The organism is [Erwinia] mediterraneensis (genome assembly GCF_900604315.1).
Classification (GTDB): Bacteria; Pseudomonadota; Gammaproteobacteria; order Enterobacterales; family Enterobacteriaceae; genus Pantoea; species Pantoea mediterraneensis_A.
Genome location: NZ_LR026978.1, coordinates 701,811 through 725,680, shown reverse-complemented (window position 1 = coordinate 725,680; position 23,870 = coordinate 701,811). Strand labels below are relative to the sequence as shown.

Here is a 23,870-nt window from a genome sequence, read left to right as displayed (position 1 = left end):
ATTTCTGCTGCGTGGCCGCCTGCTTTTTTCGTCACGGCCAGCGCCACATCCGGTGTGTGGCGAAATGACTCAGTTTATTTTCCAGAACTTTTCCAGCATCTGCTCCAGTTTTCTCTGCTGCAGAAATGCCTCGGTGAGAGCCACATCGCTTTCCTGCATCATCTCATCCATCACCTGTTTACCGATAATGCGCAAGGCATCTTCATCACCCGTGAGCTTTTCGGCAGCCAGACGCGCGTTAACCTTTTGCTGATAATCATGTTCTAATTTTTCCTGTAATTCACTGGCCGCTTTGTTGTACAGCGCAGGATCGATCCGCTTCAGCGCCTGCTTCCAGGGAGCCCATTGCGCCAGCCAGGTGCGGAACTCATTATTTTCGCGGTTTTTTACCAGCAGAGTAGCCTGGCGCAGATCATCTTCCGTAACCCAGGAGACGTCGAAGAAGCGCATCGCGGCTACGCCGGTTTGCAGTTTCAGCACCTGATGTAATTTCACCTGATAGGCGAGATAGACTTCTATTTCATCGACAAAATGCAGCGTGGCGACCTTATTGCGGGCAACCTGCTCCAGCAGCGCCAGACGAAACATTTCCCGGGCAGCAAATATCAGATCGGGCAGATTATCATCGTAAGCCCCGCTTGCAACCTTATGTTCCAGCGCCGCTTTTTGCATCTCATTATAGGTCAGCGCCACCCGGTCTTCGCAGGTTGCCGTGGCGTCCTCCGCCAGCAGAAAGGTGTTTTTACGCAGTTCAGCGGCCTCAGCCAGCTGCTTCAGCCAGACGGCAACCTGCGATTTAAATTCCGGTGCATTTTTTGCCCCCACTGTATCTGCCAGACGGCTCAGGAAGGCGCTGAACTGGACAGCGTACTCCTCCTGAGCAATGGTTTTCCACCGCTCCTCCTGGTTCTCTTCCTGCTCCCCGGATAGCCAGTCAGCCACCACTTCATTCAGCGGCGGGACCGGTGAGGAGAAGCCGTTTTGTGCCATAGAGAAGTAAATCTGCGGCCCCTGATAATGCGGGTCGTTATTAAAGGCGATCAAGGTCTCCAGGGTGCGCCGGGATAGGGGATTCTCATCCAGATAAACCACTAAATGACGGGGCGCACGTACGATAGACTCCGGAAGGGTGGAAATTTGATTATGCCGGGCATCGATTAAGCGCAGCAGGGCCGGTAAGTGTTCCGGCAACGTATGTAACTGGTTGAAGGAAACGTAAATACGTTCTATTGAATCTGGCAGACTGGCTGGCAGGGATTCCAGCATGTTATTACTGATAAAAAGGATTTTCAGGCGTGCGGGTAAGCTGGCCGGGAAAAAAGTGATACTGTTAACTGACAGGGATAATAGCTCCAGCGCTGCCGGTAACTGATGAGGAATTGCCGTCAGAAAATTATTGGAGACATCCAGTGCGAGCAACCCGGCGGGCAGATTGTCGGGCAAGGTACTAAGAAAGTTTGTTCTTAAAATAAATTTCTTCAGATGAGAGGGCAGTTTTGCCGGGAGTTCCGAAATGCGGTTATCTTCCAGATAAATTTCCTCCAGCTGGTCAGGTAAGTTATTCGGCAATATCTGCAGGTAATTATCATTGGCGGCGAGGATTTTCAGGCCGGCAGGGAGACGGGCGGGTAAGGCATCCAGAGCATTACTGCTGATATATAATTTTATCAAATCTTTTGGCAGCCTCTGGGGCAACTTAGCCAGACGGTTAGCCGAGATATCCAGCATCATAATGCTGTCAGGCAATTCGTCAGGCAGGACCCTTATTTTATTATAACTTAATACCAGTTTTTTCAGCGATGCGGGGAATTTCTTCGGCAGTACAGACAGCTGATTTTCTCCGGCTAACAAGGTGATTAAGCTGTCAGGTAAAGTGGCGGGTAAATATTTGATGCGGTTTTGCGAGATATCGAGCGTTTTCAGACCGGGGGGTAAATTATCGGGCACTCTTTGCAGATGATTATCCTGTACATAGAGTTTCTGCAGCGAGTCCGGTAACTTTTTAGGGAGTTTCTTCAGGCGACATCCGGTGGCGACAATAATTTTTAATCCCTCAGACAGATTTTCGGGCAGGGCTTCCAGTTTTGCCTGACCATGCAGATATAAAACCTCAACAGGGGGTAATACCTCAGGTAATGACGAGAGTTCACCGACCACGCTGTATTTTAAGCTCAACATACAGGGCCCGCTGGCGTCCAGACACTCCTGCATTCTGTCCATGGTTTGTTTACGCGCTGCCCGTTCCCAGACCGGGGCGCTGTCCAGCCATTTCTGCCAGCTGGCAATATAATCTTCTCTGCGCAGAGGGGCGTCCGCTGCCCGCTGTATGCCGCTGGGACCTGCCTCTTCCTCCGCCCAGCTCTTCGCGGCCTGTTTTGAGCCTTTTCCCCCTAATCCCTGTTTCTGTATACGCCCGAGGCGATCGCCCAGGGATGCGGCTACTTTTCCGGCAGGCCTTTTTTTGTCAGGGGAGAGGGGAACTTCGCTACTTTTAGCGCTGGCCATTCCCTCCTTCACCTGATAAATAAAGTCATAACCCTCAGTATTAAATTTTATCATTTTATCCATTATTAATAATAAGGCGAAATCGATGATATCAGAGGTAATTTTTTCCCATTCCGCTTTGCGTTCTTCATTGGTATCGCTGTTAAATGCATGCTCCAGATGAAAAGCGAGCGACAAAAAAGGAGAAAACGGGTTAGGAATAATATTTGAGGCGTCAACATACTTCTCCAGCATATCGTGTCTGACCTCAGCATCCGATTTAATGGCGACATCGAGGTCGATGAAGGCTCTTTCTTTCATGCGGGTAAAAAAGAAGTGAAAAAATTTATCAGGCTTAATGCCGCTATCCTGCAATCCTATCTTTTCATTGTAATCGGGGTGGTTGAAAAAATAGCGCAGCCAGCTCTCTACGCCAGAAAAGAGTATGCCATCCTGGCGCAGTTTCAGATCAAAATGGGCGGCAAGCATCGCCTGATGCTCCCGATCGGCGCAGTTATTTACTATCCAGGCGCGTAAATCAAACAGGGTATTAAAGGCGATAAAGCGGATTTCATGGCCCGGCAGATAAAGGGTCAGCTTCCGGCTGGTCTGGTTCTCGAAGATAAACGCATTGCTGGCCCGGTAACCGTTAATGCTCAGCAGCGAAATCTTCACCTCTCTGTCGCTCAGTAAACCACAGCCGTTTAGCACATCTCTGGCTGCGTCTGCATCAAGCTGACTCATGCCTGCGGCCAGAATAAAATCGATGAAATATTTCTTTATATGATCTTTTTCGTCGGCAAAGGAGCGTTGAACCTCCTGAACGGCAAGATTATAAAAATCCAGATCCCAGATCAGTTTGATAAAGGCGGCGGGCAGGATTTTTATTTCATTACTGGCACCAAATTTACTGGCTGCGTCGGGTGCGCTATTATAGAGACCGGTGATGGAGTTCAACGAGATAAGATTATCCTGAGCGGCGAAATTAGTGAATAACATTTCAGTGAGAGTAAAGGCTTCAATCGGCTTATCGTTATGTTCCCAGCCGGTGAAGCTCTTATCACTGCTGCTGCCGCTATTAAAATGCATAAACCAGCTGTTATCCGGATCGATATCCAGATTAAATTGCGCTTTCAGCGCCTTTTTTAACGTCGCTGAAGCAAAGGTTTTTAAATCAGGATGCTGGCTGGCGTATGAATCATAAAAATTCCGTATCGCCTGTTTCCCTTTTTCTAAATCAAATTTATTGATATTGAGATTGATGATCTCACCATCTTTATCTTTTATAACGATATGGCTTTCCTGCGGCAGGCCATTAGACATCAGCGCATTGTCGGACAGCACGGCGCGCTCAGGATAATTAACCGGTACAGCGGCAGCGCCGGGCAAAAAAGCAGGGAGCAGACTGAGCGGGTCATAAGCGGCCAGAGGAAGAGAGGGGAGTTCAGGTAAAACCGGCATCACCGCTGCGTGTTGCGCTGCGGTTTCTGCAGGGGTTGCATCGCTGACCGGATCAGCAGGAAGAGGATAAGCGGCATAGAAAAGGCCTGCGCTACGCATCTGCGCCAGCGCTTGTGCGGAGAGCTGCCGGTCGCAACGTGTCTCCGGCTTCAGGTAATATCCGGTTGTATGCGCGGGAAATTCGGAGCAGGTCCACAGTTGCCGGTCACTGACTGACGGGGGCGTCTGCTGCGCGGGAAGTTTTTCTCTGACGCAGCGATAACGTTGGGTGTCTTTGCTCTGCATCACGCAGCTTTCAGCGGAAGCCTGCGCCATCCGGCAAAGCTTATTCCAGTAACAGTCCGCGCGCAGCAGTAAATGAAAAATGAATTTCGGTAGCCGTAATGGCAGACGCCGGGGCGCGGCAACATCGTTCATCCGGTAACCGATAACAATGGCCAGCAGACCGATTGCGGTAAATATCTGCGAGCCGGGATGACTTTCATCCTGACGCAAAAACTGCGCGAGATAGCCCTCCCCGAGATAATAGATTATCGTCTCTTTCAGGTAATCAGCCAGCCGGGCAAGCAGATTCCCATCAGGAAGCAGGTGCGTGGAGATAAGGCCCAGGCTGTTTAACAGCGCCAGGTCGATACTTTTTTTCTCCCTGATCGCCGTGTAAAGGCTCTGTGCCGTCAATGTTAGCTCCACAGGCAAGCCGGGAATCAGTTTGTTCAGGGCAGAAAACAAATATTCATGCTGTTTTAATTCCGCAAACTGGCGAATAAGCTGCCTGATACAGCGCAGGCAGTCTTCGGTCAGGGGGACTTGTTGCTCAATCTCTTTTTCTGAGGTAGCCGCATTTACGGTTGACAGCTGCTCTTCAGCGTCAAACCATTCCAGGGCATCAATCTCAATATCGTCAGCTTCTTTATTTACGGAGGCAGGATTATTATTAACGCAGCTATTATTGATGGAATCAGTGATTATCATGGGCATAATAAATATCCTCTTTGTGATGAAATTAATTCCTTTTGCCCTTTCTGGACAGGATTGACATTATCGGGATTATTTATCTCCGCGGCTGGCTGGTCGTGGGTTTATACTCTGGCAAGGTATATTTTATAAAATTGAGGTGCTAGCAAATTTCAATCAATTTTATTTACTGTGCGGGGGGATTTTAATCAGAAAAAATAATATTGATAAAGCATTATTGCCCGGTGTGACGCCGGTAAACAGGGCGCGCTGTCATTAGCGCATCGGCAGGTTTACTCTGTTGATGCACTTTACGCCTGTTGCGCCACATATATCTGCTTCTGCACTTGTCGAAAACCTTTTGATCCTGCATCGTTATAGGCTATTTTCACTGTGCTATGGAGCTGGCATGTTATTTAAACTGTTGCGTCTGCTATGCCGCCTGCTGTGGGGAGTGAAACTCCGCGGCGATCTTTCGGGTCTGTACAAAGAGAAAGTGCTGATCACGCCGAACCATGTCTCTTTTCTGGATGGCATCCTGCTGGCGCTGTTTTTGCCGGTTAAGCCGGTGTTTGCTGTTTATTCCAGCATCGGTGAACAGTGGTATATGCGTCTGTTAAAACCGCTGATCGATTTTGTGCCGCTCGATCCCATGAAGCCGATGTCGATCAAATTTCTGGTGCGTACCATCAATACCGGACGTCCGGTGGTGGTCTTTCCGGAAGGACGCATCACCGTGACTGCATCGCTGATGAAAATCTACAGCGGCGCAGGTTTTCTGGCGGCAAAATCGCAGGCCAGCGTGGTGCCGGTGCGTATTGAAGGGGCAGAATTTACCCCCTTCGGTCGGCTGGGCGGTGTTTTTAAGCGTCGACTTTTCCCGCGCATCACCCTGAGCGTACTTCCGGCGACACGTATTCCGATGCCGGATGCGAAACGGGCGCGTGAGCGCCGTGCGCTGGCCGGAGAGTATCTGCATCATGTGATGATGGAGGCACGCATGGCGGTACGGCCGCGCGAGACGCTGTTCGAGGCGTTTCTGAATGCGCGTACGCGCTACGGCTGGTTTAAGCCCTGCATTGAAGATGTCAACCTGAAGCCTGACAGCTACAGTGGCCTGCTGAAGAAAGTGCTGGGGGTAGGGCGCATTCTGGAGCGTTACAGTCGTCAGGGTGAGTACATTGGCCTGCTGCTGCCTAACGCGACCGTTGCCGCTGCTGCCATTCTGGGCGCGTCGATGCGCGGTCGTGTACCGGCGATGCTTAACTATAGTGCTGGCGTCAACGGCTTGCGTGCCGCCCTCACGGCGGCGCAGATCAAGACGGTGTTTACCTCGCGTCAGTTTCTCGATAAGGGCAAACTCTGGCACCTGCCGGAGGCGCTGACGGAAGTGCAGTGGATCTATCTGGAGGATCTGCGCGCCACCGTGACGCGTCAGGATAAGCTCTGGGTCCTGGTTCACCTGCTGCTGCCGCAGCGCGCGCAGGTGGCGCAGCAGCCGGAAGAGGCGGCGATGGTGCTGTTTACCTCCGGCTCGGAAGGGCAGCCGAAAGGGGTGGTGCATTCCCATAAAAGCCTGCTGGCGAACGTCGAACAGATTCGCACCGTGGCGGATTTCACGCCGCGCGACCGTTTTATGTCGGCGCTGCCGCTGTTCCACGCCTTTGGTCTGACGGTGGGGTTATTCACACCCCTGTTCACCGGTGCCCAGCTATTTCTCTATCCCAGCCCGCTACACTATCGCATAGTGCCGGAGCTGGTCTATGACCGTAACTGCACGGTGCTGTTTGGCACCTCGACCTTTCTCGGCAACTACGCGCGTTTTGCTAACCCCTATGATTTTGCCCGCCTGCGCTACGTGGTGGCCGGGGCTGAAAAGCTGCAGGAGAATACGCGCCAGCTCTATATGGATAAGTATGGTATCCGCATTCTAGAGGGCTATGGCGTGACGGAATGTGCGCCTGTTGTGGCGATCAACGTGCCGATGGCGGCAAAACCGCATACTGTAGGGCGCATTCTGCCAGGTATGGATTCACGGCTGATCAACGTGCCCGGCATTGAGCAGGGCGGCCGTCTGCAGCTACGTGGCCCGAACATCATGAACGGCTACCTGCGGGTGGAAAATCCTGGGGTGCTGGAGCCGCCTGCGGCTGATAACGGGGAGGGGGTGATGGAACCGGGCTGGTATGACACCGGAGATATCGTCAGCTTTGACGAGGGCGGCTTTGCCCGTATTGAGGGACGCGTGAAACGCTTTGCGAAAATCGCCGGCGAGATGGTATCGCTGGAGAGCGTGGAGCAGATCGCCCTCAGCGCCTCGCCCGATAAGCAGCACGCCGCTTCCGTGCGGCCGGATGGCAATCGCGGCGAAGCGCTGGTGCTGTTTACCACCGACAAGGATCTGAATCGTGAGCGGCTGCAACAGGCGGCGCGTCAGCTGGGCGCAGCGGAGCTGGCCTTGCCGCGCGATATTCGCGTTGTAGCGCAGCTGCCGCTGTTAGGCAGCGGTAAGCCTGATTACGTCACCCTGAAGAAAATGGCGGAAGAGGAGCGAGCATGAGTGTGGTGCCCAACCCGGAAAGTCCGCTCCTTTCACGCAGCATGCTGGCAGTGATTGTCGCGCAGTTTTTCTCGGCTTTTGGTGACAACGCACTGCTGTTTGCCACCCTGGCGCTGTTAAAAAACCAGTTCTACCCCGACTGGAGTCAGCCGGTACTGCAGATGTTGTTTGTCGTGGCCTATATTCTGCTGGCCCCTTTTGTCGGGCAGATGGCGGACAGTTTCGCCAAAGGCCGGGTGATGATGGTGGCGAACAGCCTGAAGCTGTTGGGTGCGCTGGCGATCTGCGTAGGGCTGAACCCGTTTCTCGGCTACACCCTGGTAGGCATTGGCGCGGCGGCCTATTCGCCCGCCAAATATGGCATTCTGGGGGAGCTTACCCGCGATGAAACTCTGGTGAAGGCCAATGGCCTGATGGAGGGATCGACCATTGCGGCGATTCTGCTGGGATCCGTGGCAGGGGGCGTGCTGGCCGACTGGCATCTGCTGGCGGCACTGACGATCTGCGCGCTGACCTATGCGCTGGCGGTGGTAGCTAACCTGTTTATTCCGGCACTGCCCGCCGCGCGTGCCGGACAAAGCTGGCAATTTGCCGCGATGCTGCGCCGTTTCTTTCATGCCTGCGCGCTGCTGTGGCGTAATGGTGAAACCCGTTTCTCACTGCTGGGTACCAGTCTGTTCTGGGGAGCGGGGGTGACGCTGCGCTTTCTGCTGGTGCTCTGGGTGCCGGTTGCGCTCGGCATCAGTGATAACAGTACGCCTTCGACCCTGAACGCCATGGTGGCGGTGGGCATCGTGCTGGGCGCGGGCGTTGCCGCCAGAGTGGTGACGCTGAAAACGGTCAGCCGCTGTATGCCTGCCGGGATCCTGATCGGCGTTATGGTGGTGCTGTTTTCCCTGCAGCACAGCCTGATCAACGCTTATCTGCTGCTGGTGGTTATCGGGGCGCTGGGCGGCTTTTTTGTGGTGCCGCTCAATGCGCTGCTGCAGGCGCGCGGTAAACAGACGGTAGGCTCCGGCAATGCCATTGCGGTACAGAATCTTGGCGAGAACAGCGCCATGCTGCTGATGCTGGGGTGCTATACGCTGGCGATCAAAGCGGGCGCGTCCGCCGTTGCCACCGGCGTGGGCTTTGGCGTGCTGTTTGCCGTGGCGATCGCTCTGCTGTGGGGCTGGAAACGCACGCCAGGCGGCTGAGCTTTTGCTCTGAGCTTAAATAAACGAACATCTTTTCCCCTCCTTGTTCGACTTAAGGCGCTAACACAACGGCGCCTTTTTATTGCTAACTGAAAACCATGTTCTGTGAACGTGGACATCAAAAGGCTTTGGCTTTGCTTTAATTGTTTTTGAATTTAAAGTTTATAAATCAGAAGGATGTTCTTTTCAGGCCATTTTATCCACCCTTAAGTGGTATTTAAAAAGTCCTTCTATGAGGTGGCTTTTTTACTTGCTCTGACAGACCCATTTTCATCCGGTTATGGCATTTTCAATTCATAACCGAAGATTTTTCACAACCAGAAATGGCTTGTTTTATATTATTGTCTGCAAAGTTTTCTTTTATTATTTCTTCACTAACTATTAAACCTTGCAAATTAAGCGTTGCCTGATATTTTCTGGTTTCTCAGGGTGTTATTTATTGCTTTTCAATATGATGTGCCCAGCCTGGGCTGCATTTTTTTCGTGTAGAAGCAACAGGGAACTTGTTATGAATAGCTCACCGCTAAATTCCTCCAGTCCTGACTCTATTTATAGACCCACCTGGGAAACCGTTGATAACCAGAATAATCTGGCTAAAAAATCAGACGGTTTCCTGGCAAAAGTGTGCACAGTCGTTAATAGCGCTAAAAGAGCCATTTTCTTCAACAGGCAGGCCCCTCTTTCCGTTGAGAAAGCGCCCGCAGGAATAGATTTTGTGGATGTGCTTGTTGTAGCGAAGGAGGAAGAGGCGAAGCAATCTTTCCCGGCGCGGCAAGAATACGCTGCTGTAGAGGCGTCAGACTTACAGCAGAATACCGCAGAAGAAATGAAAGAGTTGCTTGACGCAGGACATGTTAACCAAACAGTGGCGCAAGCCCTCTCTGACCAGTTAAACAGCCGTGGAAAATTGCAGCCTGTCAGCGCGCGCCTGTGTAATAAAAAAGTGGCATATGGCGCGGCAGGATTTAGCCTGCTTGGGTCGCTGGCCTACTGGCTCGCCGGGGAAAAACAAGCGGCCAATATCCACAGCCCCGGCTCTGCCATACAGGATTTTCCTGTTAGCGGCTCGGCTGAATTGGGACCAAGGACGGCTGAACTGAAAATTGCGCCTGACGTACGGCCAGGCGCAGCCGGTCAACCGCTTAACCCTACCATGTCTCCTTTCCAGACACCGAATGGCATAACCGTTATGCCGATATCACTTCAGCCGACGTTGGTTTCTGCCAGTACGATTCAGAAGCTGATTTTTGAAGATCAGACTCGCCGCCTACAGTCATTACTCCTTACAGCAGCGGTTTCTGAAGCTGATCGGTTGCATAACGACAGCGAACTGCATCTGAAATTTTATCAGGATCAACAACTGAAACCGCTGCGCAGTCTGGCTAGCCAGGTAATCAACTTTCTTAACCAGAATGATGATAACGCTTCGCTGATTGCCGCTCAGTTGTTAGCCTCGAAGGGTGAATATGGTTCCGGTAAGAACGAAACGATTTCTGCTGAGCGTAAAATGGCGGTCATTAACGACTGGCTAATGCATGCGGTGCTGGGTAAGCCTCTGGAACAGTGGGTACTGGAACAGGTTAAAGATATGCAAAAGCGGGATTATTCCCTGTTCCATCACGCCCATCTTCAGCGCCGCCTGTTTAACCTCATAAACAGCAGTACAAAACAGGGAAAGTTGACCCCTGTAGCGCGCAAGTTTTTACAGGAGCAGGTGATAGCCAATGCCTTGCCGACCCTTCTGCTGAAAGGACAGCCGGAACTGGCAAAAAAAGATATTACCCAACCGCCGTGGGGATTTAAACATGCGGGTACTCTGTTGCTCAGAGAAGCCGGCGCAGACCTGAAAGGGCTTAGCGCAGAGGAGATTACTGAAGCCGGGATGCTGCTCGATATTCTGCTTCGTCAGGAAGCTTTGCCTGCCGAATGGATGGAATATTTCCGCTTGCCCGCTTTGATCCATGAAGCCTGGGTAAGCGAGAAAGCACGGCCGGTTAAAATAGCGGCGCAGAATACAGCGAAGAGTTATCCGCAATATGCTGAATTTGCAGAACAATGGTTAAGGGAAAACAATCCCTTTTTACACTTCTCTTACGAGGCGGAACGGTGGAAAACCCGGCCAGAACTGGCGCTTCAGCAACTGGAGAAGCATAGAGTCCCGGGAAAGTGGCTGAATAACTACCTGAACCAGCGGGGAGCAACGGAGTACATCGTTAAAAAAGAAAGAGTAACCCTGCCCGATATCGACAATCTCTTTGATCAGCAAAATGAAAGGCTGGCCGGGATCTTCTATCAAACGGATATCATTCTTTTACCTGCCGCGTTTAGTCAGCTCGATGACGAAGAGCAGCGCTTTATTGCCAGTGCGGATATCAGGCGGGTGCATGTCCGGTTTGATGCCAGCAAAAAGCTCTATGGTGTTCCCCTTTCGCCAGCCGTAAGGCAAGGCATGCAAAATGCCAAAGCACTTAAATATCCGCTGCCTGATTCGGTCGATCTGCTGGAGTGTAAGCGAGGAGATGAAAAGCATATTTACGCACTGGAAAAAGATGCCGAAACAGGCGGCTATTCAGTAAGGTGCGTCGACGAAAGAGAGGATATGCTCGCTCTGCTTGCCGACAGCAAAGTACCTCGCAGTGATAGTGATTATGAATTGATCATTACGCATGATCAGCCGCTGAAAGCAACTGACGAGACGCAGGAACAGTTGATCGATAAACTTGCCAGCCTGCATCGTACACACTTGCGTGATGCGCTTAAGGCTGAAGGTTATGTAAAAACGACAGAGCAAAAGATAAAAGAGTTTTTCCTCAGCCTGGTGCCCTTCTATGACTGCATAGAAAGAAGCCGTAGGGGCGACGAGCAAGCCTTTGGGGCCTGCATGTTAGATATTGCCAATATCATTCCTTTTTTTGGGCAGGCAAGTAAGGTGGGTATTAATTTCTCGCTGAAACTCGGCTCTGCGGCAGAGGTTGCATTACGGCGTGCCGTCGCGCAGGCAACCTTAAACCAGATGATGAAGGAAGGAGGAAAACAATTTATCAAACAATTCCCCCGTATAGCTGAAGAAATCTCGCCAGCTGTTATCAGGGAAATGGGGGTAAGCCTGGCACGGAGTATCGATCCCGGCGTTGAGATTCTGGCTAGTGGCGGTGTAAAGGGAATTCAGGCGCTGCAAAACATCCTTACCAGACTGGAGAATAAGGGACCGGCATTACTGCGTCTGGCTGAAGCGCTGGAGAAAAGAGGAGTACCGGCAGCCGTGCAGCCGGTGCGTGAAATAGCAAATGGCTCGATGATAAAAAAAGAGGCGTTTGATCCGTTACTCAATAAAGAGGTACAGATTGCTCAGGTCGGTAGGGATGAAAGCGGACGCGAGCTGTGGGTAAGAGTTCATCCAGAAACCGGGGAACTGGCGGGCAAAAGATACTATCTGGAAGCTGGCGGAATGCTTGTTTCTGCCCCGGTTAATCTGGGCGGTCGTTTGTACAGGCAAGCCCAACAAGGGCTGGGTGGAAGAGGGGCGCCGAAAGCAGCGGCAGAAAATCCGGGATTAAAGAGGCCACCAGCCGTAGATGAGTCAGAAAGCGCGAAGAAAAGTCGGTTATCCCCCGATGAGCCCGGAACCTCCGGTAGCGCTGTTGTAGAAAATCTGGCAATACCCGGGACATCAGGCAAAACTGTTGCAGACATTGTGGCCCGACCCGGGACATCGGGCAAAGCTGTTGCAGAAAATCTGGCAATACCCGGGACATCGGGCAAAGCTGTTGCAGAAAATCTGGCAATACCCGGGACATCAGGCAAAACTGTTGCAGACATTGTGGCCCGACCCGGGACATCAGGCAAAACTGTTGCAGAAAATCTGGCCATACCCGGCACTTCAGGTCAATCCGCTACGAAAGAGCTGGCAGCACCCAAAACAGCCGGAAAATCTATCGTAGCGGAAGCTACCTCATGGAAAGAGCAGGACTATTTTATCAATGGCATCCCTGTAAAAGTATTTAATGTAGGTGAAGAGCAAAATATTTGTCTGTTATATCCAGAGGCCGCAAACATACTCCTTGTGAAACATGAAAATAACGAACTGAAAGTATATCCGCAAGTCACAGGTATGGAGCTGAGACAAGAGGAGCTTGATGCAACAGAATATGAGCGCGCAGTTGCAGCACTTACTAAGAAACAAAGAGATGGGTTAAGAACCTGGACGGCTATTGAATCTTCAAGTGGGTTTTACAGTAATGGTGAGCGCGTAATTACAGACGGGCATAATTACGAAGTGAATGACAAGAAATCCACAGGAGAGAAACTCACGCCAGCAGAACAAAATGTCTATGATGCATTAAGTGAAGTGTATGAAAAGAACCTGCTGCCCACCGTGAAAGGCGATTTTGTAAGAGTCAGTGAATATTTTGCCGGTATGAGAGATCCCTGGGGGGATGGCGCGATAGTTTTGGGTGATTATGTGACAAATGCTGAGCGAATTATGAGCGTCTCCTCAGGCATGGATTATGCGAAAGCAATTGCTGCGGATGCATCAGGCATAAGCGAGGCGTTTTTAGGAAAAAGAAAACGCATTGTGACCTACTTTTTTGTTGGTCTTGAGAAGGCGGTACCTTTGCTTCCTCTGGCTGTTTCAAAAAGCGGAAAGGAGTTTGAACATACTATTGGACCAGGACAAATTTTTAAAGTTGAAGCTTTAGCTACCTCTTATCCCTGGGACAGGTACACTGACTGGAAGTATTCAATATTTACTCCCAGAGCAAGTGCCACTCTGAGACAGGTGGTTGATCCTGAAGAACTGAACAAGATCACCGAAGCGAAAAATATACATACCGGCAGGTTAGTCTATTTCGACAGAAAAGCGGAAAAGCCTGACGAGCCCGGGCCATCTGGCAGTAGTCTTAAGTAAATTAACTGGCCCCGTTTATTGGTAAGGGGCCAGATAGCAGTCTGACAGATAACCATCAGACCTTAACGGGAGGTCGCTACTCTGTCGTTATAGCGTGCTGTTCCCGTGCGGAAAACAGCACGCTTTCGCGGGATAAAACCAGAGGTTCTAAGGCGCCGGGTAGGTATACTGGCGGTGAATCGCTTCCAGCTCTTCCAGAATATCGGCATTCAGCGTCAGGTCAAAACTGTCGATATTCATTTTTAATTGCTCAAGGGTGGTCGCACCCAGCAGCGTACTGGCGACAAAGGGTTGCTGACGCACGTAGGCCAGCGCCATCTGCGCAGGATCCAGCTGGTATTTTTGCGCCAGCGCCACATAGGCGGCGATCGCTTTTTCTGCCTGCGCGCCGCTGTAGCGCGTAAAGCGACTGAACAAGGTATTACGCGCCCCGGCAGGCTGCGCACCGTTCAGATACTTACCGCTCAGGGTGCCAAAAGCCAGGCTGGAGTAGGCGAGCAGCTCAACGCCCTCATGCTGGCTGATCTCCGCCAGCCCCACTTCAAAGCTGCGATTCAGCAGGCTGTAAGGGTTCTGAATCGTCACAATGCGCGGCAACTCATGTTTTTCCGCCAGTTGCAGATAACGCATCACTCCCCAGGCAGTCTCATTGGAGACGCCGATATAGCGGATTTTACCGGCACGCACCTGTTCAGTCAGCGCTTCCAGGGTCTCCAGCAGCGTGACCGTGGCGGTGGTTTCGCTGTACTGATAGCCCAGCTTGCCGAAATAGTTGGTCTGACGCTGCGGCCAGTGCAGCTGGTAGAGGTCGAGATAATCGGTATTAAGGCGTTTCAGGCTGGCATCCAGTGCTTCGCGAATATTCTTGCGATCCAGCGCCTGCTGCGGGCGAATGGAGGCATCGCTGCCGCGCGACGGGCCAGAGACTTTACTTGCCAGCACGATTTTGTCACGGCTGCCGCGCTTCTTCAGCCAGCTGCCGATATAACTTTCGGTTAAACCCTGGGTTTCCGGACGCGGCGGTACCGGGTACATTTCCGCAGTATCGATCAGATTGATACCGCGACTGACCGCCAAATCCAGTTGGGCATGAGCGTCGGCTTCGCTGTTCTGCTCACCAAACGTCATGGTTCCCAGTCCCAGCTGACTCACTTCCAGCGTGCTATGAGGGATACGGTGATAATGCATTGCCGGCTTCCTTTTTTTATGGAATGGAATGTTATGTCTTATGGGACTATAGCGCGTGCCATAGCGGAGAATAAAGGGGGGAAAGTTCGGGAAATCGCCTCCCGGAACGGAAAACAGGGCAGGCGATAAAAAAGATGCTTAGCGCTCAATCATGGTAGAGACTTCATCACCATTAATCTGCATTTCATGGCCGGCCTGATCGGTATATTTTACCAGGCCTGTCTCTTCATCAATGGTAGGTTTGCCTTGCGTCATGATCATACGACCATCCTTTGTCGCCATCACATAATTACTGCTGCATCCACTCAACACTAAACCTGCTGCCAGTAACACTACGCCAGCCAACCCTTTCATCCCGCTTCTCTCCCCAGTTACGCTTATCACCTCAAAAGAGTAGTAATAGTGCGTTTTACCGTTAAGATTAATCGCAGGATTCTGAAAATCAGGGGCGAGCACGGCCCGCCCTTGACTTTATCAGGCCTGGCTTTTCTTGCTGCGCATCAGGTTCAGGCTTTCCACCGCGATAGAGAAGAACATTGCAAAGTAGATGTAACCTTTCGGCACATGCACATTGAAGCTTTCCAGGATCAGGGTAAAGCCCACCAGAATCAGAAAGGCGAGTGCCAGCATCTTCACTGAAGGGTGACGGTCAACAAACTCGCCGATAGTGCGCGCTGCGAACATCATAATCAGTACAGAAATGATTACCGCCGCCATCATAATAAACAGATGATCGGAGAGGCCAACCGCCGTGATCACTGAATCCAGGCTGAAAATAATATCCAGCATCATGATCTGCACGATGGCACCGAGAAAAGAGTGCACATTGGACTGATGCTCTTCCGCTCCGCCTTCAATGGTTTCATGGATCTCCATGCTCGACTTCCAGAGCAGGAAGAGCCCGCCGCCGAGCAGAATCAGATCGCGCAGCGAGAAAGGATGATCCATCACGGAAAACAGCGGATGCGTCAGACGCACGACCCAGGCGATAGAGGCCAGTAGCAGCAGGCGCATCATCATCGCCCCTATCAGGCCGATACGGCGGGCGCTGGCCTGCTGTTTTTGCGGCAGTTTGGCGACAACCAGGGAGAGGAAAATAATATTATCGATGCCCAGAACGATTTCCAGAAGGGTTAACGTGCCCAGCGCTAACCAGGCATTGGGATCAGCAATCCAGTCGAACATACTTACTTCAATCCTAAACGAAAATTAAACAAGGATTATAGGCCCGCCATCCGCTTTTCTTACAGTAAAAAATGACGTGCCAGCAGCGGACCGGTAAAGCTCTTCTTCAGATAAAAGCCGCGCGGCAAGGTCATTACCGGTCGACCATCGGCGCCGATCCCTCTGGTCAGCGCCTTACTGTTCGCTGCTTTCGGGCGAATTTGCAGATAAGCGCCGTGACGGGCGCTGATCCGCTCAACCTGGCCCAGCACAATCATATCCATCAGCTCTTCCCAGTCCTGGCGCAACATCTGCTCTTCTTCTGCGCTGGGACTCCACAGCAGCGGCGCGCCGACACGCCGTGCCGCCAGCGGGATGGTGCGCTCGCCTTCTACCGGGATCCAGAGCACCCGGGCCAGCTTATGACGCACATGGCTGGTTTCCCAGGTTACACCGCTGTTGCCGGTCAGCGGCGCCACACAAACAAAGGTGGTTTCCAGCGGGCGACCGGCGCTGTCTATCGGGATGGTTTTTAGCTCAATGCCCAGATGGGCGAAATCCTGCTCCGCTTTGCTGCCCGCGCTGGCACCCAGATGCAGTTCCAGCAGCATACCGACCCAGCCTTTATCCCGTTTCAGACTGGCGGGCATGCCAAGGCCAATCTGCTGCGCCAGCGCTTCCAGAGTAAAGCCAGCCAGTCCCCGGGCGCGTTGCAGCAGAGTGGCTTCATCTTCAGGTGGCGCAGGAAGGCTCATATTTTCACACATACACTGTCCTGAATTGCTTAAAATTTGAGCTATTGTAAACCGGGATAATTGCTCACAACCGGCAGCTGACGATTGCCAGAATAATAACATGATAAATCATGGCTTTTTATCCGTACCGGCATGATGCGAATGCGCCAGGCGTCAGGTTATCCCTGTTTGTTAGCGACAATGAACAGGATCTTAAACCAGGTTATCCACAGAAAGTCGGGATAACCCGACGGAAAGGCCACTACTGTGTTGATTTACAGCCTTGACTTTGCAAATTTTGCGGCGGGTTTTGCGTGTTGTGCATAACCTTACCGCATATTCTGTGGATAAAAACGGCGATGTTCGATCTTTAGCCAGTCGCCGGATCCCGGTGCTCACAGCGCCATGCCTGTAACGCGATCCTTACAGGATCAATAAATTATCTTTTTGTTTATTAATGATAAATTTAGCATATCGCCCAGTGGGTATCAGATTTATCCTGATTGCTTATTCATAAAATTCCCGCGTTCTTCACAAAGCTATCCACAGAAAAGGTGAATAAAATCGCTGGCGCTCGCTATCCTCTGTTTATAACTTTATGTAAGGCTGTGAGTTATCCAGGGGGTATTCCCGTTAAACTGCCCTAACCAGTGGTTTACCGCCTGGAAGGAGTGTGAAACAATCAAGCCATCTGAATTTAGCTTTGAGGTAGTCCGGTGATCGATGATGATGGCTACCGCCCGAATGTTGGTATCGTAATCTGTAACAGGCAAGGACAAGTTTTATGGGCCAGGCGCTTTGGACAGCACTCCTGGCAGTTTCCTCAGGGAGGCATCAATCCCGGTGAAACCGCTGAACAAGCGATGTATCGCGAGCTGTTTGAGGAAGTCGGATTACACCGTAAAGATGTTCGTATCCTTGCTTCTACCCGTAACTGGTTACGCTACAAGTTGCCAAAACGTTTGGTGCGTTGGGACACAAAGCCGGTATGTATCGGCCAGAAACAAAAGTGGTTTCTTCTGCAGTTGATGTGCAATGATGCGGATATTAATGTGCAACGCAGCAGCACGCCAGAGTTTGATGGCTGGCGCTGGGTCAGCTTCTGGTATCCGGTTCGTCAGGTTGTCTCCTTTAAGCGTGATGTTTACCGACGCGTCATGAAGGAATTCGCTGGCGTAGTAATGTCTATGCAGGAGAGTGCGGTGCAGCGGAATACGCCTGCCAGTCGACGTAAAAGAGGATAGGCCACGCCCCTTATGCTCACTCAGTTGCGTGAAATAGTAGAGAAAGTGGCGAGTGCGCCACGCCTGAATGAAGCACTCGGCATTCTGGTCAATGAAATCTGCCTGGCGATGGATACGGAAGTGTGCTCGGTTTATCTGGCCGATCACGATCGCCGCTGTTATTACCTGATGGCGACGCGTGGGCTGAAAAAACCGCGCGGTCGCACCGTCACGCTGGCCTTTGACGAAGGGATCGTCGGCCTGGTCGGACGCCTCGCCGAACCGATCAACCTTGCCGACGCGCAAAGTCATCCCAGTTTCAAATTTATTCCTGCAGTTAAAGAGGAGCGCTATCGTTCCTTCCTCGGCGTGCCGATCATCAGCCGGCGCCAGTTGCTGGGCGTGCTGGTGGTGCAGCAGCGGGAACATCGTCAGTTCGATGAGAGCGAAGAATCCTTCCTGGTGACGCTGGCGACGCAGATGGCGGCGCTGTTATCACAATCGCAAATGAGCCAGCTGTTCGGTCAGTTCCGCCAGACCCGGGTACGCGCCATTGCTGCCGCACCTGGCGTAGCGATAGCGCCAGGCTGGGTTGATGAAACGCAGCCGGTGCTGGAACAGGTATCTGCGGCCTCGACGCTGGATGCGCAACGGGAGCGTGAGCGCCTGACGCTGGCCATGGGGGAAGCAGCTAACGAGTTCCGCCGTTTCAGCAAGCGCTTTTCTGCCAGCGTGCAGAAAGAGAGCGCCGCTATTTTCGATCTCTACTCCCACCTGCTTTCCGATGCGCGCCTGAAAAAAGATCTCTTTGCCGAGATCGAAAACGGTTCAGTGGCAGAGTGGGCGGTCAAAACGGTTATTGAAAAATTCGCCGCGCAGTTTGCCAGTCTGCAGGACAGCTATTTGCGTGAGCGCGCAGGGGACCTGCGTGTACTCGGGCAGCGTCTGCTGTTTCATCTCGATGATTCGCTGGTCAGCACCAGCGCCTGGCCTGAACGTTTCGTGCTGGTGGCGGATGAGCTTACCGCGACCACCCTGGCGGAGCTGCCTCATGAGCGGCTGGCGGGGATCATAGTACGCGACGGCGCAGCTAACTCTCATGCCGCCATTCTGACGCGTGCTATGGGTATCCCCACCGTAATGGGGGCGGATATTCTGCCGGAGCAGCTGAACAAACGGCTGCTGATTGTCGATGGCTATCGCGGCGAGCTGCTTATCGATCCGGAGCCGGTGCTGATCCAGGAGTATCAGCGACTTATCAGCGAAGAGCATGCGCTGACGAAAGTGGCGGAAGGGGAAGTTGACCAGCCAGGCCGGTTAAAAAGCGGTGAGCGCGTGCAGGTAATGCTTAACGCCGGTCTCAGTGCGGAACATGAGCAGGCGCTCGACAGCTGGGTCGATGGCGTGGGACTCTACCGTACCGAAATTCCCTTTATGTTGCAGAGCGGCTTCCCCTCCGAGGAGGAGCAGGTTGCGCAATATCAGGGGATGCTGCAACTGTTCCACCACAAGCCGGTAACGCTGCGTACCCTGGACATTGGCGCAGACAAACAGCTGCCCTATATGCCCATCAGCGAAGAGAACCCTTGCCTGGGCTGGCGTGGCATCCGTCTGACGCTGGACCAGCCAGAAATCTTTCTTATCCAGGTACGCGCCATGCTGCGTGCTAACGCCGCGTCCGGCAATCTCAGCATTCTGCTGCCGATGATCACCAGCATTGATGAGATTGACGATGCGCGCCAGTTGATCGATCGCGCCGGACGGGAAGTAGAGGAGATGCTGGGGTACGCCATTCCACGGCCGCGTATTGGCGTGATGATTGAAGTACCGTCGATGCTGTTTATGATCCCGCATCTGGCACCCCATATCGATTTTGTGTCAGTGGGCACAAATGACCTGACGCAGTATCTGCTCGCGGTCGATCGTAACAACACGCGTGTGGCTAACCTTTACGACCCGCTGCATCCGGCGATGCTGCATGCTCTGCAGGCGATCGCCCGGGCCAGCCAGCAGACGGGACTGGAGCTCTGCCTGTGCGGCGAAATGGCGGGCGACCCCATGTGCGTTGCGCTGCTGATCGGCATGGGCTATCGCCATCTCAGCATGAACGGCAAAAATGTGCCGCGCGTTAAGTACCTGCTACGTCATCTCGATCAGGAGGAGACGCAGCGCTTATGCGCGCAAGGTCTGCAGGCGCGTACCGCTGGCGAGGTCCGTCAGCTGGTTGCCCTGTTTATGGAGCAGCGCGGGCTGGGCGGCCTGATTCGCGGCGGGCGTTAGGGAATACGAGCGTTTACATTTCCGCGTCCCGTGAGAAAACCGGCTGTGCTATGATGCGCAGCCTTAAGCGCTCGGCAGTTCTGAGCTTGCGTTGCAGCCGCCCACATTTTCAGGGCAGAAAAATGAATGGTGAAAGATGAGTAACGGCTATATCGCTTTTCCCCAATTTGATCCGGTAATTTTTTCCATTGGACCGGTTTCTCTTCACTGGTACGGCCTGATGTATCTGGTGGGCTTTGTCTTCGCCATGTGGCTGGCGGTACGTCGCGCCAATAAGCCCGGCAGTGGATGGAAAAAAGAGGAAGTGGAGAACCTGCTCTACGCCGGTTTCCTCGGGGTTTTTCTCGGTGGGCGTATCGGCTATGTGTTGTTCTATAACCTGCCGCTGTTCCTTGATAACCCGCTCTATCTGTTTAAGGTCTGGGATGGCGGCATGTCCTTCCATGGCGGCCTGCTGGGTGTGATCGCAGTGATGTTCTGGTATGCCCGCCGCACCAAACGCACCTTCTTCCAGGTGGCCGATTTTATCGCTCCGCTGATCCCCTTCGGACTGGGAGCGGGACGGCTGGGTAACTTTATTAATGGCGAACTCTGGGGCCGTGTGGCACCGGACCTGCCCTGGGCGATGCTGTTCCCTGGCTCACGCAGTGAAGATGTGGCGCTGACGGTAGCCCACCCTGAGTGGCAGGGGCTGCTGGATACCTGGGGCGTATTGCCGCGTCATCCATCGCAGCTCTATGAGTTGTTGCTGGAAGGGGTGGTGCTGTTCATTATTCTGAACCTGTTTATCCGCAAACCGCGTCCGATGGGCAGCGTCTCCGGCCTGTTCCTGATCGGTTACGGCGCGTTTCGTATTATCGTCGAATTCTTCCGTCAGCCGGATGCGCAGCTTGGCCTGTTTGGCGTCATCAGCATGGGACAAATTCTGTCGATCCCGATGATTCTGGCAGGTATTGCCATGATGGTCTGGGCGTATCGTCAGCGCCCGCAGCAACAATTTCGTGAGGAAAAATGAAACAGTATCTGGACCTGATGCAAAAAGTGCTGTCTGAAGGTACGCCCAAAAATGACCGCACCGGCACCGGTACGCTGTCTATTTTTGGCCACCAGATGCGCTTCAATTTGCAGGAGGGTTTTCCCCTTGTCACGACAAAAAAATGCCATTTGCGTTCGATCATCCATGAGCTGCTGTGGTTTCTGCAGGGTGACACCAATATCGGTTACCTCAAAGAAAACAAGGTCAGCATCTGGGATGAGTGGGCCGATGAGAATGGCGATCTGGGCCCGGTTTACGGCAAACAGTGGCGTAGCTGGGGAACCGCCAGCGGCGCAGAGATCGACCAGATGGCGAAGGTTCTGCAGCAGCTGAAAACCGATCCCGATTCGCGTCGTATCATCGTCTCCTCATGGAACGTGGGGGAACTGGACCAGATGGCGCTGGCGCCCTGCCACGCCTTTTTCCAGTTCTACGTGGCGGACGGCAAACTCTCCTGTCAGCTCTATCAGCGCTCGTGCGACGTCTTCCTTGGCCTGCCGTTTAACATTGCCAGCTACGCGCTGCTGGTGCATATGATGGCGCAGCAGTGCGACCTGGAGCCCGGCGATTTTGTCTGGACCGGCGGGGATACCCATCTCTACAGCAACCACCTGGAGCAGGCGCGTCTGCAGCTGACGCGTGAACCACGGCCGCTGCCGAAGCTGGTGATCAAGCGCAAGCCAGCCTCCCTGTTTGACTACCGCTTCGAAGACTTTGACATTGAGGGCTACGATCCTCATCCCGCCATCAAGGCGCCGGTCGCGATCTGATTCGCGACCTGTCACTCCTCAGCCAACCCCGGTGTGTATCCGCCACCGGGGTTTTTTATTGTCAGTCGGCCAATGACGGAAGCGCTGTCACAAAACAGTGAAAAGCCAGGCAAGCGCACGCATCTGCATGGAAGCCTGCTTCAGAAGGTAAAAGCTGACCCTTGTTGCCCCCCCGGCGGCACGGCAAAGTAGCGCCATGAAAACATCTTCAGCAACGGGTTTTACCCTGATGGAACTGCTGATTGTGCTGCTGATCGCGGGCGTATTAAGCCTTGGTGCATTGCAGGGCTGGCAACGCTGGCAGCACTGGCAACAGTTGCGCGACACCGCATTTCAACTGCAGGGATTTTTAATTCAGCTGCGTGCCCGCGCCAACTGGCAGAACCGCGACTATCCCCTCTGGTATCAACCCGGGGAGCGCTGGTGTCTGGGCAGCGGCGTCAGGCCGCTGCAGGGCTGTGTGACCGGCCAGCGTCTGATGCTGCAGGCGCCGTATCCTGGCGTAAAAATTTATGCCGTCAACGGCGAGCCGGGTTTTTATGGACGGCGCAACGTGGCCAGAGCGGGCAGCATTGAGTTTGGCAATGAGGCTGGCCGCTGGCGTCTGATTATTTCCGCCCGCGCCCGTATCCGGTTATGCCCGGCGAGCGAGGAGGGGTGTGAATGAAGACAGCGGGGTTCAGTCTGCTGGAAATGGTGGTGGCGCTGGCCATCAGCGGGATACTGATGCTGAGCCTGGGCCGCTTTTTGCCGCTGTTGCAGCAGGAAAGTTTGCGACTGCAGCAGCGCGTGCAGCTCCAGCGGGAACTGCAGCAAATCATGATGACTCTGGAGAAAGCGGTGCGGCGTGCCGGTTACTGTCATGGTCATTGCGTCGGCAGCGGACTGACAATTGCGGCGCAGGGCGCATGTCTGCTGGTGAAGTGGGATGAAAACAGCAATGGCAAATGGGAAGGGCCTTTGCACAGCGACAGTGAAAGCTATGGCTACCGGCTGCGTCAGCAGCAGCTGGAGATGCAGCGAGGCGTAGAGCATTGCGACGGCAGCGGCTGGGAACGGCTCTCCGATCCCGCCTTTCTGCGTATCGACGCTTTTCAGGTGCGCCAGCAGGGGAGGCTATTCAATATTCTCCTGAGCGGGCGCGCCGGATCGCAGCAGGTCAGTCTGGAAAGCTGGATCGAGGGCGAGAACCTGTGAGGCAAAATGGCAACAGTGCGCTCGGCATGGTGATTATGGTGCTGCTGATGGGCAGCGCGACATTATACGCCAGCCGACAACAGCTGGCGCAGGGCATGGCGCTGCTGGCGGATGAACGCCACTATATTCTGGACTATCACCAGGCCCAGTCGGCGCTGCGCTGGGGAGCCACCCTGAACTGGCCCGTCGGCGTGGGCTGGCAGTGTCAACAGGAGAAAACATTTGGCTGGCAAAGCTGTTTATGGCGGGGAGAGAAGGCGCAGGCCCTGTTACGGGGTCAGGGCGCAGGGCGGGAACTGGCATTGTGGCACTGGGTGGAGGAGAGCGGAAACCAGCTGCGTCTGCTGCCCCACGGCTGGATCGATTACTGCCCGCTTGCCCTCCCTGAGCTGTGTGCATAAATCATCCGCAGAGCAGGGATTCAGCCTGGCGGAAACCCTGTTTGCCATCCTGCTGCTGGCGATGAGCATCAGCGCACTGCTCAATTATCATCGTGCGCTCAGCCTGGGCTTCAGCCAGCAATGGTATCAGCAACAGGCCTGGCGGGTAGCGGCACAGCGCGTGCTCGGGCAGGAAACAGCGGGCTGGCGCAGCTATGTCAGCCGATACAGCGGACCGGGAGGGTGCGAGCTGGAAAAGATTGAAGTGAGCGGGCCTTATCAACGCCGCGCCACGTTGAATGTGCTGCGCTGTCGATAATGGTCAAAAAAATAG

General features: G+C 53.3%; 16 protein-coding genes. 11 read left to right on the top strand and 5 right to left on the bottom strand.

The window, feature by feature from the left end; translation table 11 throughout:
• Nucleotides 1–69: 69 nt before the first annotated feature.
• Nucleotides 70–4,923 (bottom strand): NEL-type E3 ubiquitin ligase domain-containing protein, encoded by a 4,854-nt coding sequence (locus E0E17_RS03375; RefSeq protein ID WP_130831517.1) that lies wholly within the window; start codon nucleotides 4,921–4,923, stop codon nucleotides 70–72.
• Between the two features lie 385 nt (nucleotides 4,924–5,308).
• On the opposite strand from E0E17_RS03375, the gene aas reads away from it, so the two are divergent.
• The 3 genes from aas (at nucleotide 5,309) to E0E17_RS03360 (ending at nucleotide 13,564) form a co-directional block, all read left to right on the top strand.
• Nucleotides 5,309–7,459, top strand: a complete 2,151-nt coding sequence (gene aas, locus E0E17_RS03370; RefSeq protein WP_130831515.1) for a bifunctional acyl-ACP--phospholipid O-acyltransferase/long-chain-fatty-acid--ACP ligase — start codon at nucleotides 5,309–5,311, stop codon at nucleotides 7,457–7,459.
• Nucleotides 7,456–8,655: a lysophospholipid transporter LplT gene (gene lplT, locus E0E17_RS03365; RefSeq protein ID WP_130831513.1), complete on the top strand. Its 1,200-nt coding sequence runs from the start codon at nucleotides 7,456–7,458 to the stop codon at nucleotides 8,653–8,655. The genes aas and lplT overlap by 4 nt, the downstream gene beginning before the upstream one ends.
• A 508-nt stretch (nucleotides 8,656–9,163) precedes the next feature.
• A complete protein-coding gene (locus E0E17_RS03360) occupies nucleotides 9,164–13,564 on the top strand; it encodes a hypothetical protein (protein ID WP_130831511.1) in 4,401 nt (1,466 codons plus the stop codon).
• Nucleotides 13,565–13,711: 147 nt separating this feature from the next.
• On the opposite strand, the gene E0E17_RS03355 is transcribed toward E0E17_RS03360, so the two are convergent.
• From E0E17_RS03355 to mutH, 4 genes are all read right to left on the bottom strand, one after another.
• Entirely contained in the window at nucleotides 13,712–14,752 is a 1,041-nt protein-coding gene (locus E0E17_RS03355; RefSeq protein ID WP_130831509.1) for an NADP(H)-dependent aldo-keto reductase, read from the bottom strand.
• Between the two features lie 138 nt (nucleotides 14,753–14,890).
• Entirely contained in the window at nucleotides 14,891–15,106 is a 216-nt protein-coding gene (locus E0E17_RS03350; RefSeq protein ID WP_130831507.1) for a YgdI/YgdR family lipoprotein, read from the bottom strand.
• 120 nt (nucleotides 15,107–15,226) lie between these two features.
• Nucleotides 15,227–15,937, bottom strand: coding sequence for a TerC family protein (locus tag E0E17_RS03345; protein WP_130831505.1), 711 nt, complete (start codon nucleotides 15,935–15,937; stop codon nucleotides 15,227–15,229).
• Between the two features lie 59 nt (nucleotides 15,938–15,996).
• Nucleotides 15,997–16,683: a DNA mismatch repair endonuclease MutH gene (gene mutH / locus E0E17_RS03340; protein ID WP_439654628.1), complete on the bottom strand. Its 687-nt coding sequence runs from the start codon at nucleotides 16,681–16,683 to the stop codon at nucleotides 15,997–15,999.
• Nucleotides 16,684–17,366: 683 nt separating this feature from the next.
• Here mutH and rppH point away from each other — a divergent pair.
• From rppH to E0E17_RS03300, 8 genes are all read left to right on the top strand, one after another.
• Entirely contained in the window at nucleotides 17,367–17,894 is a 528-nt protein-coding gene (gene rppH, locus E0E17_RS03335; RefSeq protein WP_130831503.1) for an RNA pyrophosphohydrolase, read from the top strand.
• Nucleotides 17,895–17,906: 12 nt separating this feature from the next.
• Nucleotides 17,907–20,153, top strand: a complete 2,247-nt coding sequence (gene ptsP / locus E0E17_RS03330) for a phosphoenolpyruvate--protein phosphotransferase (RefSeq protein ID WP_130831501.1) — start codon at nucleotides 17,907–17,909, stop codon at nucleotides 20,151–20,153.
• A gap of 136 nt (nucleotides 20,154–20,289) precedes the next feature.
• Nucleotides 20,290–21,168 carry a prolipoprotein diacylglyceryl transferase gene (gene lgt, locus E0E17_RS03325; RefSeq protein WP_130831499.1) on the top strand — a complete coding sequence of 293 codons (879 nt, stop codon included), beginning with the start codon at nucleotides 20,290–20,292 and terminating at the stop codon, nucleotides 21,166–21,168.
• Nucleotides 21,165–21,959, top strand: coding sequence for a thymidylate synthase (gene thyA, locus E0E17_RS03320; RefSeq protein ID WP_130831497.1), 795 nt, complete (start codon nucleotides 21,165–21,167; stop codon nucleotides 21,957–21,959). The genes lgt and thyA overlap by 4 nt, the downstream gene beginning before the upstream one ends.
• 196 nt (nucleotides 21,960–22,155) lie before the next feature.
• Complete coding sequence (locus E0E17_RS03315; protein WP_130831495.1) at nucleotides 22,156–22,626, top strand: prepilin-type N-terminal cleavage/methylation domain-containing protein; 471 nt, start codon at nucleotides 22,156–22,158, stop codon at nucleotides 22,624–22,626.
• The gene (locus tag E0E17_RS03310) at nucleotides 22,623–23,156 is read left to right on the top strand and encodes a prepilin peptidase-dependent protein (protein ID WP_130831493.1); all 534 of its coding nucleotides are present in this window, start codon (nucleotides 22,623–22,625) and stop codon (nucleotides 23,154–23,156) included. The genes E0E17_RS03315 and E0E17_RS03310 overlap by 4 nt, the downstream gene beginning before the upstream one ends.
• Complete coding sequence (locus E0E17_RS03305; protein ID WP_130831491.1) at nucleotides 23,153–23,557, top strand: DUF2509 family protein; 405 nt, start codon at nucleotides 23,153–23,155, stop codon at nucleotides 23,555–23,557. Before E0E17_RS03310 ends, E0E17_RS03305 begins: the two co-directional genes overlap by 4 nt.
• Entirely contained in the window at nucleotides 23,550–23,855 is a 306-nt protein-coding gene (locus tag E0E17_RS03300) for a prepilin-type N-terminal cleavage/methylation domain-containing protein (protein WP_237680755.1), read from the top strand. Before E0E17_RS03305 ends, E0E17_RS03300 begins: the two co-directional genes overlap by 8 nt.
• Nucleotides 23,856–23,870: the final 15 nt, after the last annotated feature.

Bases quoted from the DNA above. Each gene is read 5' to 3' on its own strand.
- E0E17_RS03375 (WP_130831517.1), bottom strand. From the start codon at position 4,923: ATGCCCATGATAATCACTGATTCCATCAATAATAGCTGCGTTAATAAT.
- aas (WP_130831515.1), top strand. From the start codon at position 5,309: ATGTTATTTAAACTGTTGCGTCTGCTATGCCGCCTGCTGTGGGGAGTG.
- lplT (WP_130831513.1), top strand. From the start codon at position 7,456: ATGAGTGTGGTGCCCAACCCGGAAAGTCCGCTCCTTTCACGCAGCATG.
- E0E17_RS03360 (WP_130831511.1), top strand. From the start codon at position 9,164: ATGAATAGCTCACCGCTAAATTCCTCCAGTCCTGACTCTATTTATAGA.
- E0E17_RS03355 (WP_130831509.1), bottom strand. From the start codon at position 14,752: ATGCATTATCACCGTATCCCTCATAGCACGCTGGAAGTGAGTCAGCTG.
- E0E17_RS03350 (WP_130831507.1), bottom strand. From the start codon at position 15,106: ATGAAAGGGTTGGCTGGCGTAGTGTTACTGGCAGCAGGTTTAGTGTTG.
- E0E17_RS03345 (WP_130831505.1), bottom strand. From the start codon at position 15,937: ATGTTCGACTGGATTGCTGATCCCAATGCCTGGTTAGCGCTGGGCACG.
- mutH (WP_439654628.1), bottom strand. From the start codon at position 16,683: ATGTGTGAAAATATGAGCCTTCCTGCGCCACCTGAAGATGAAGCCACT.
- ptsP (WP_130831501.1), top strand. From the start codon at position 17,907: ATGCTCACTCAGTTGCGTGAAATAGTAGAGAAAGTGGCGAGTGCGCCA.
- lgt (WP_130831499.1), top strand. From the start codon at position 20,290: ATGAGTAACGGCTATATCGCTTTTCCCCAATTTGATCCGGTAATTTTT.
- thyA (WP_130831497.1), top strand. From the start codon at position 21,165: ATGAAACAGTATCTGGACCTGATGCAAAAAGTGCTGTCTGAAGGTACG.
- E0E17_RS03315 (WP_130831495.1), top strand. From the start codon at position 22,156: ATGAAAACATCTTCAGCAACGGGTTTTACCCTGATGGAACTGCTGATT.
- E0E17_RS03310 (WP_130831493.1), top strand. From the start codon at position 22,623: ATGAAGACAGCGGGGTTCAGTCTGCTGGAAATGGTGGTGGCGCTGGCC.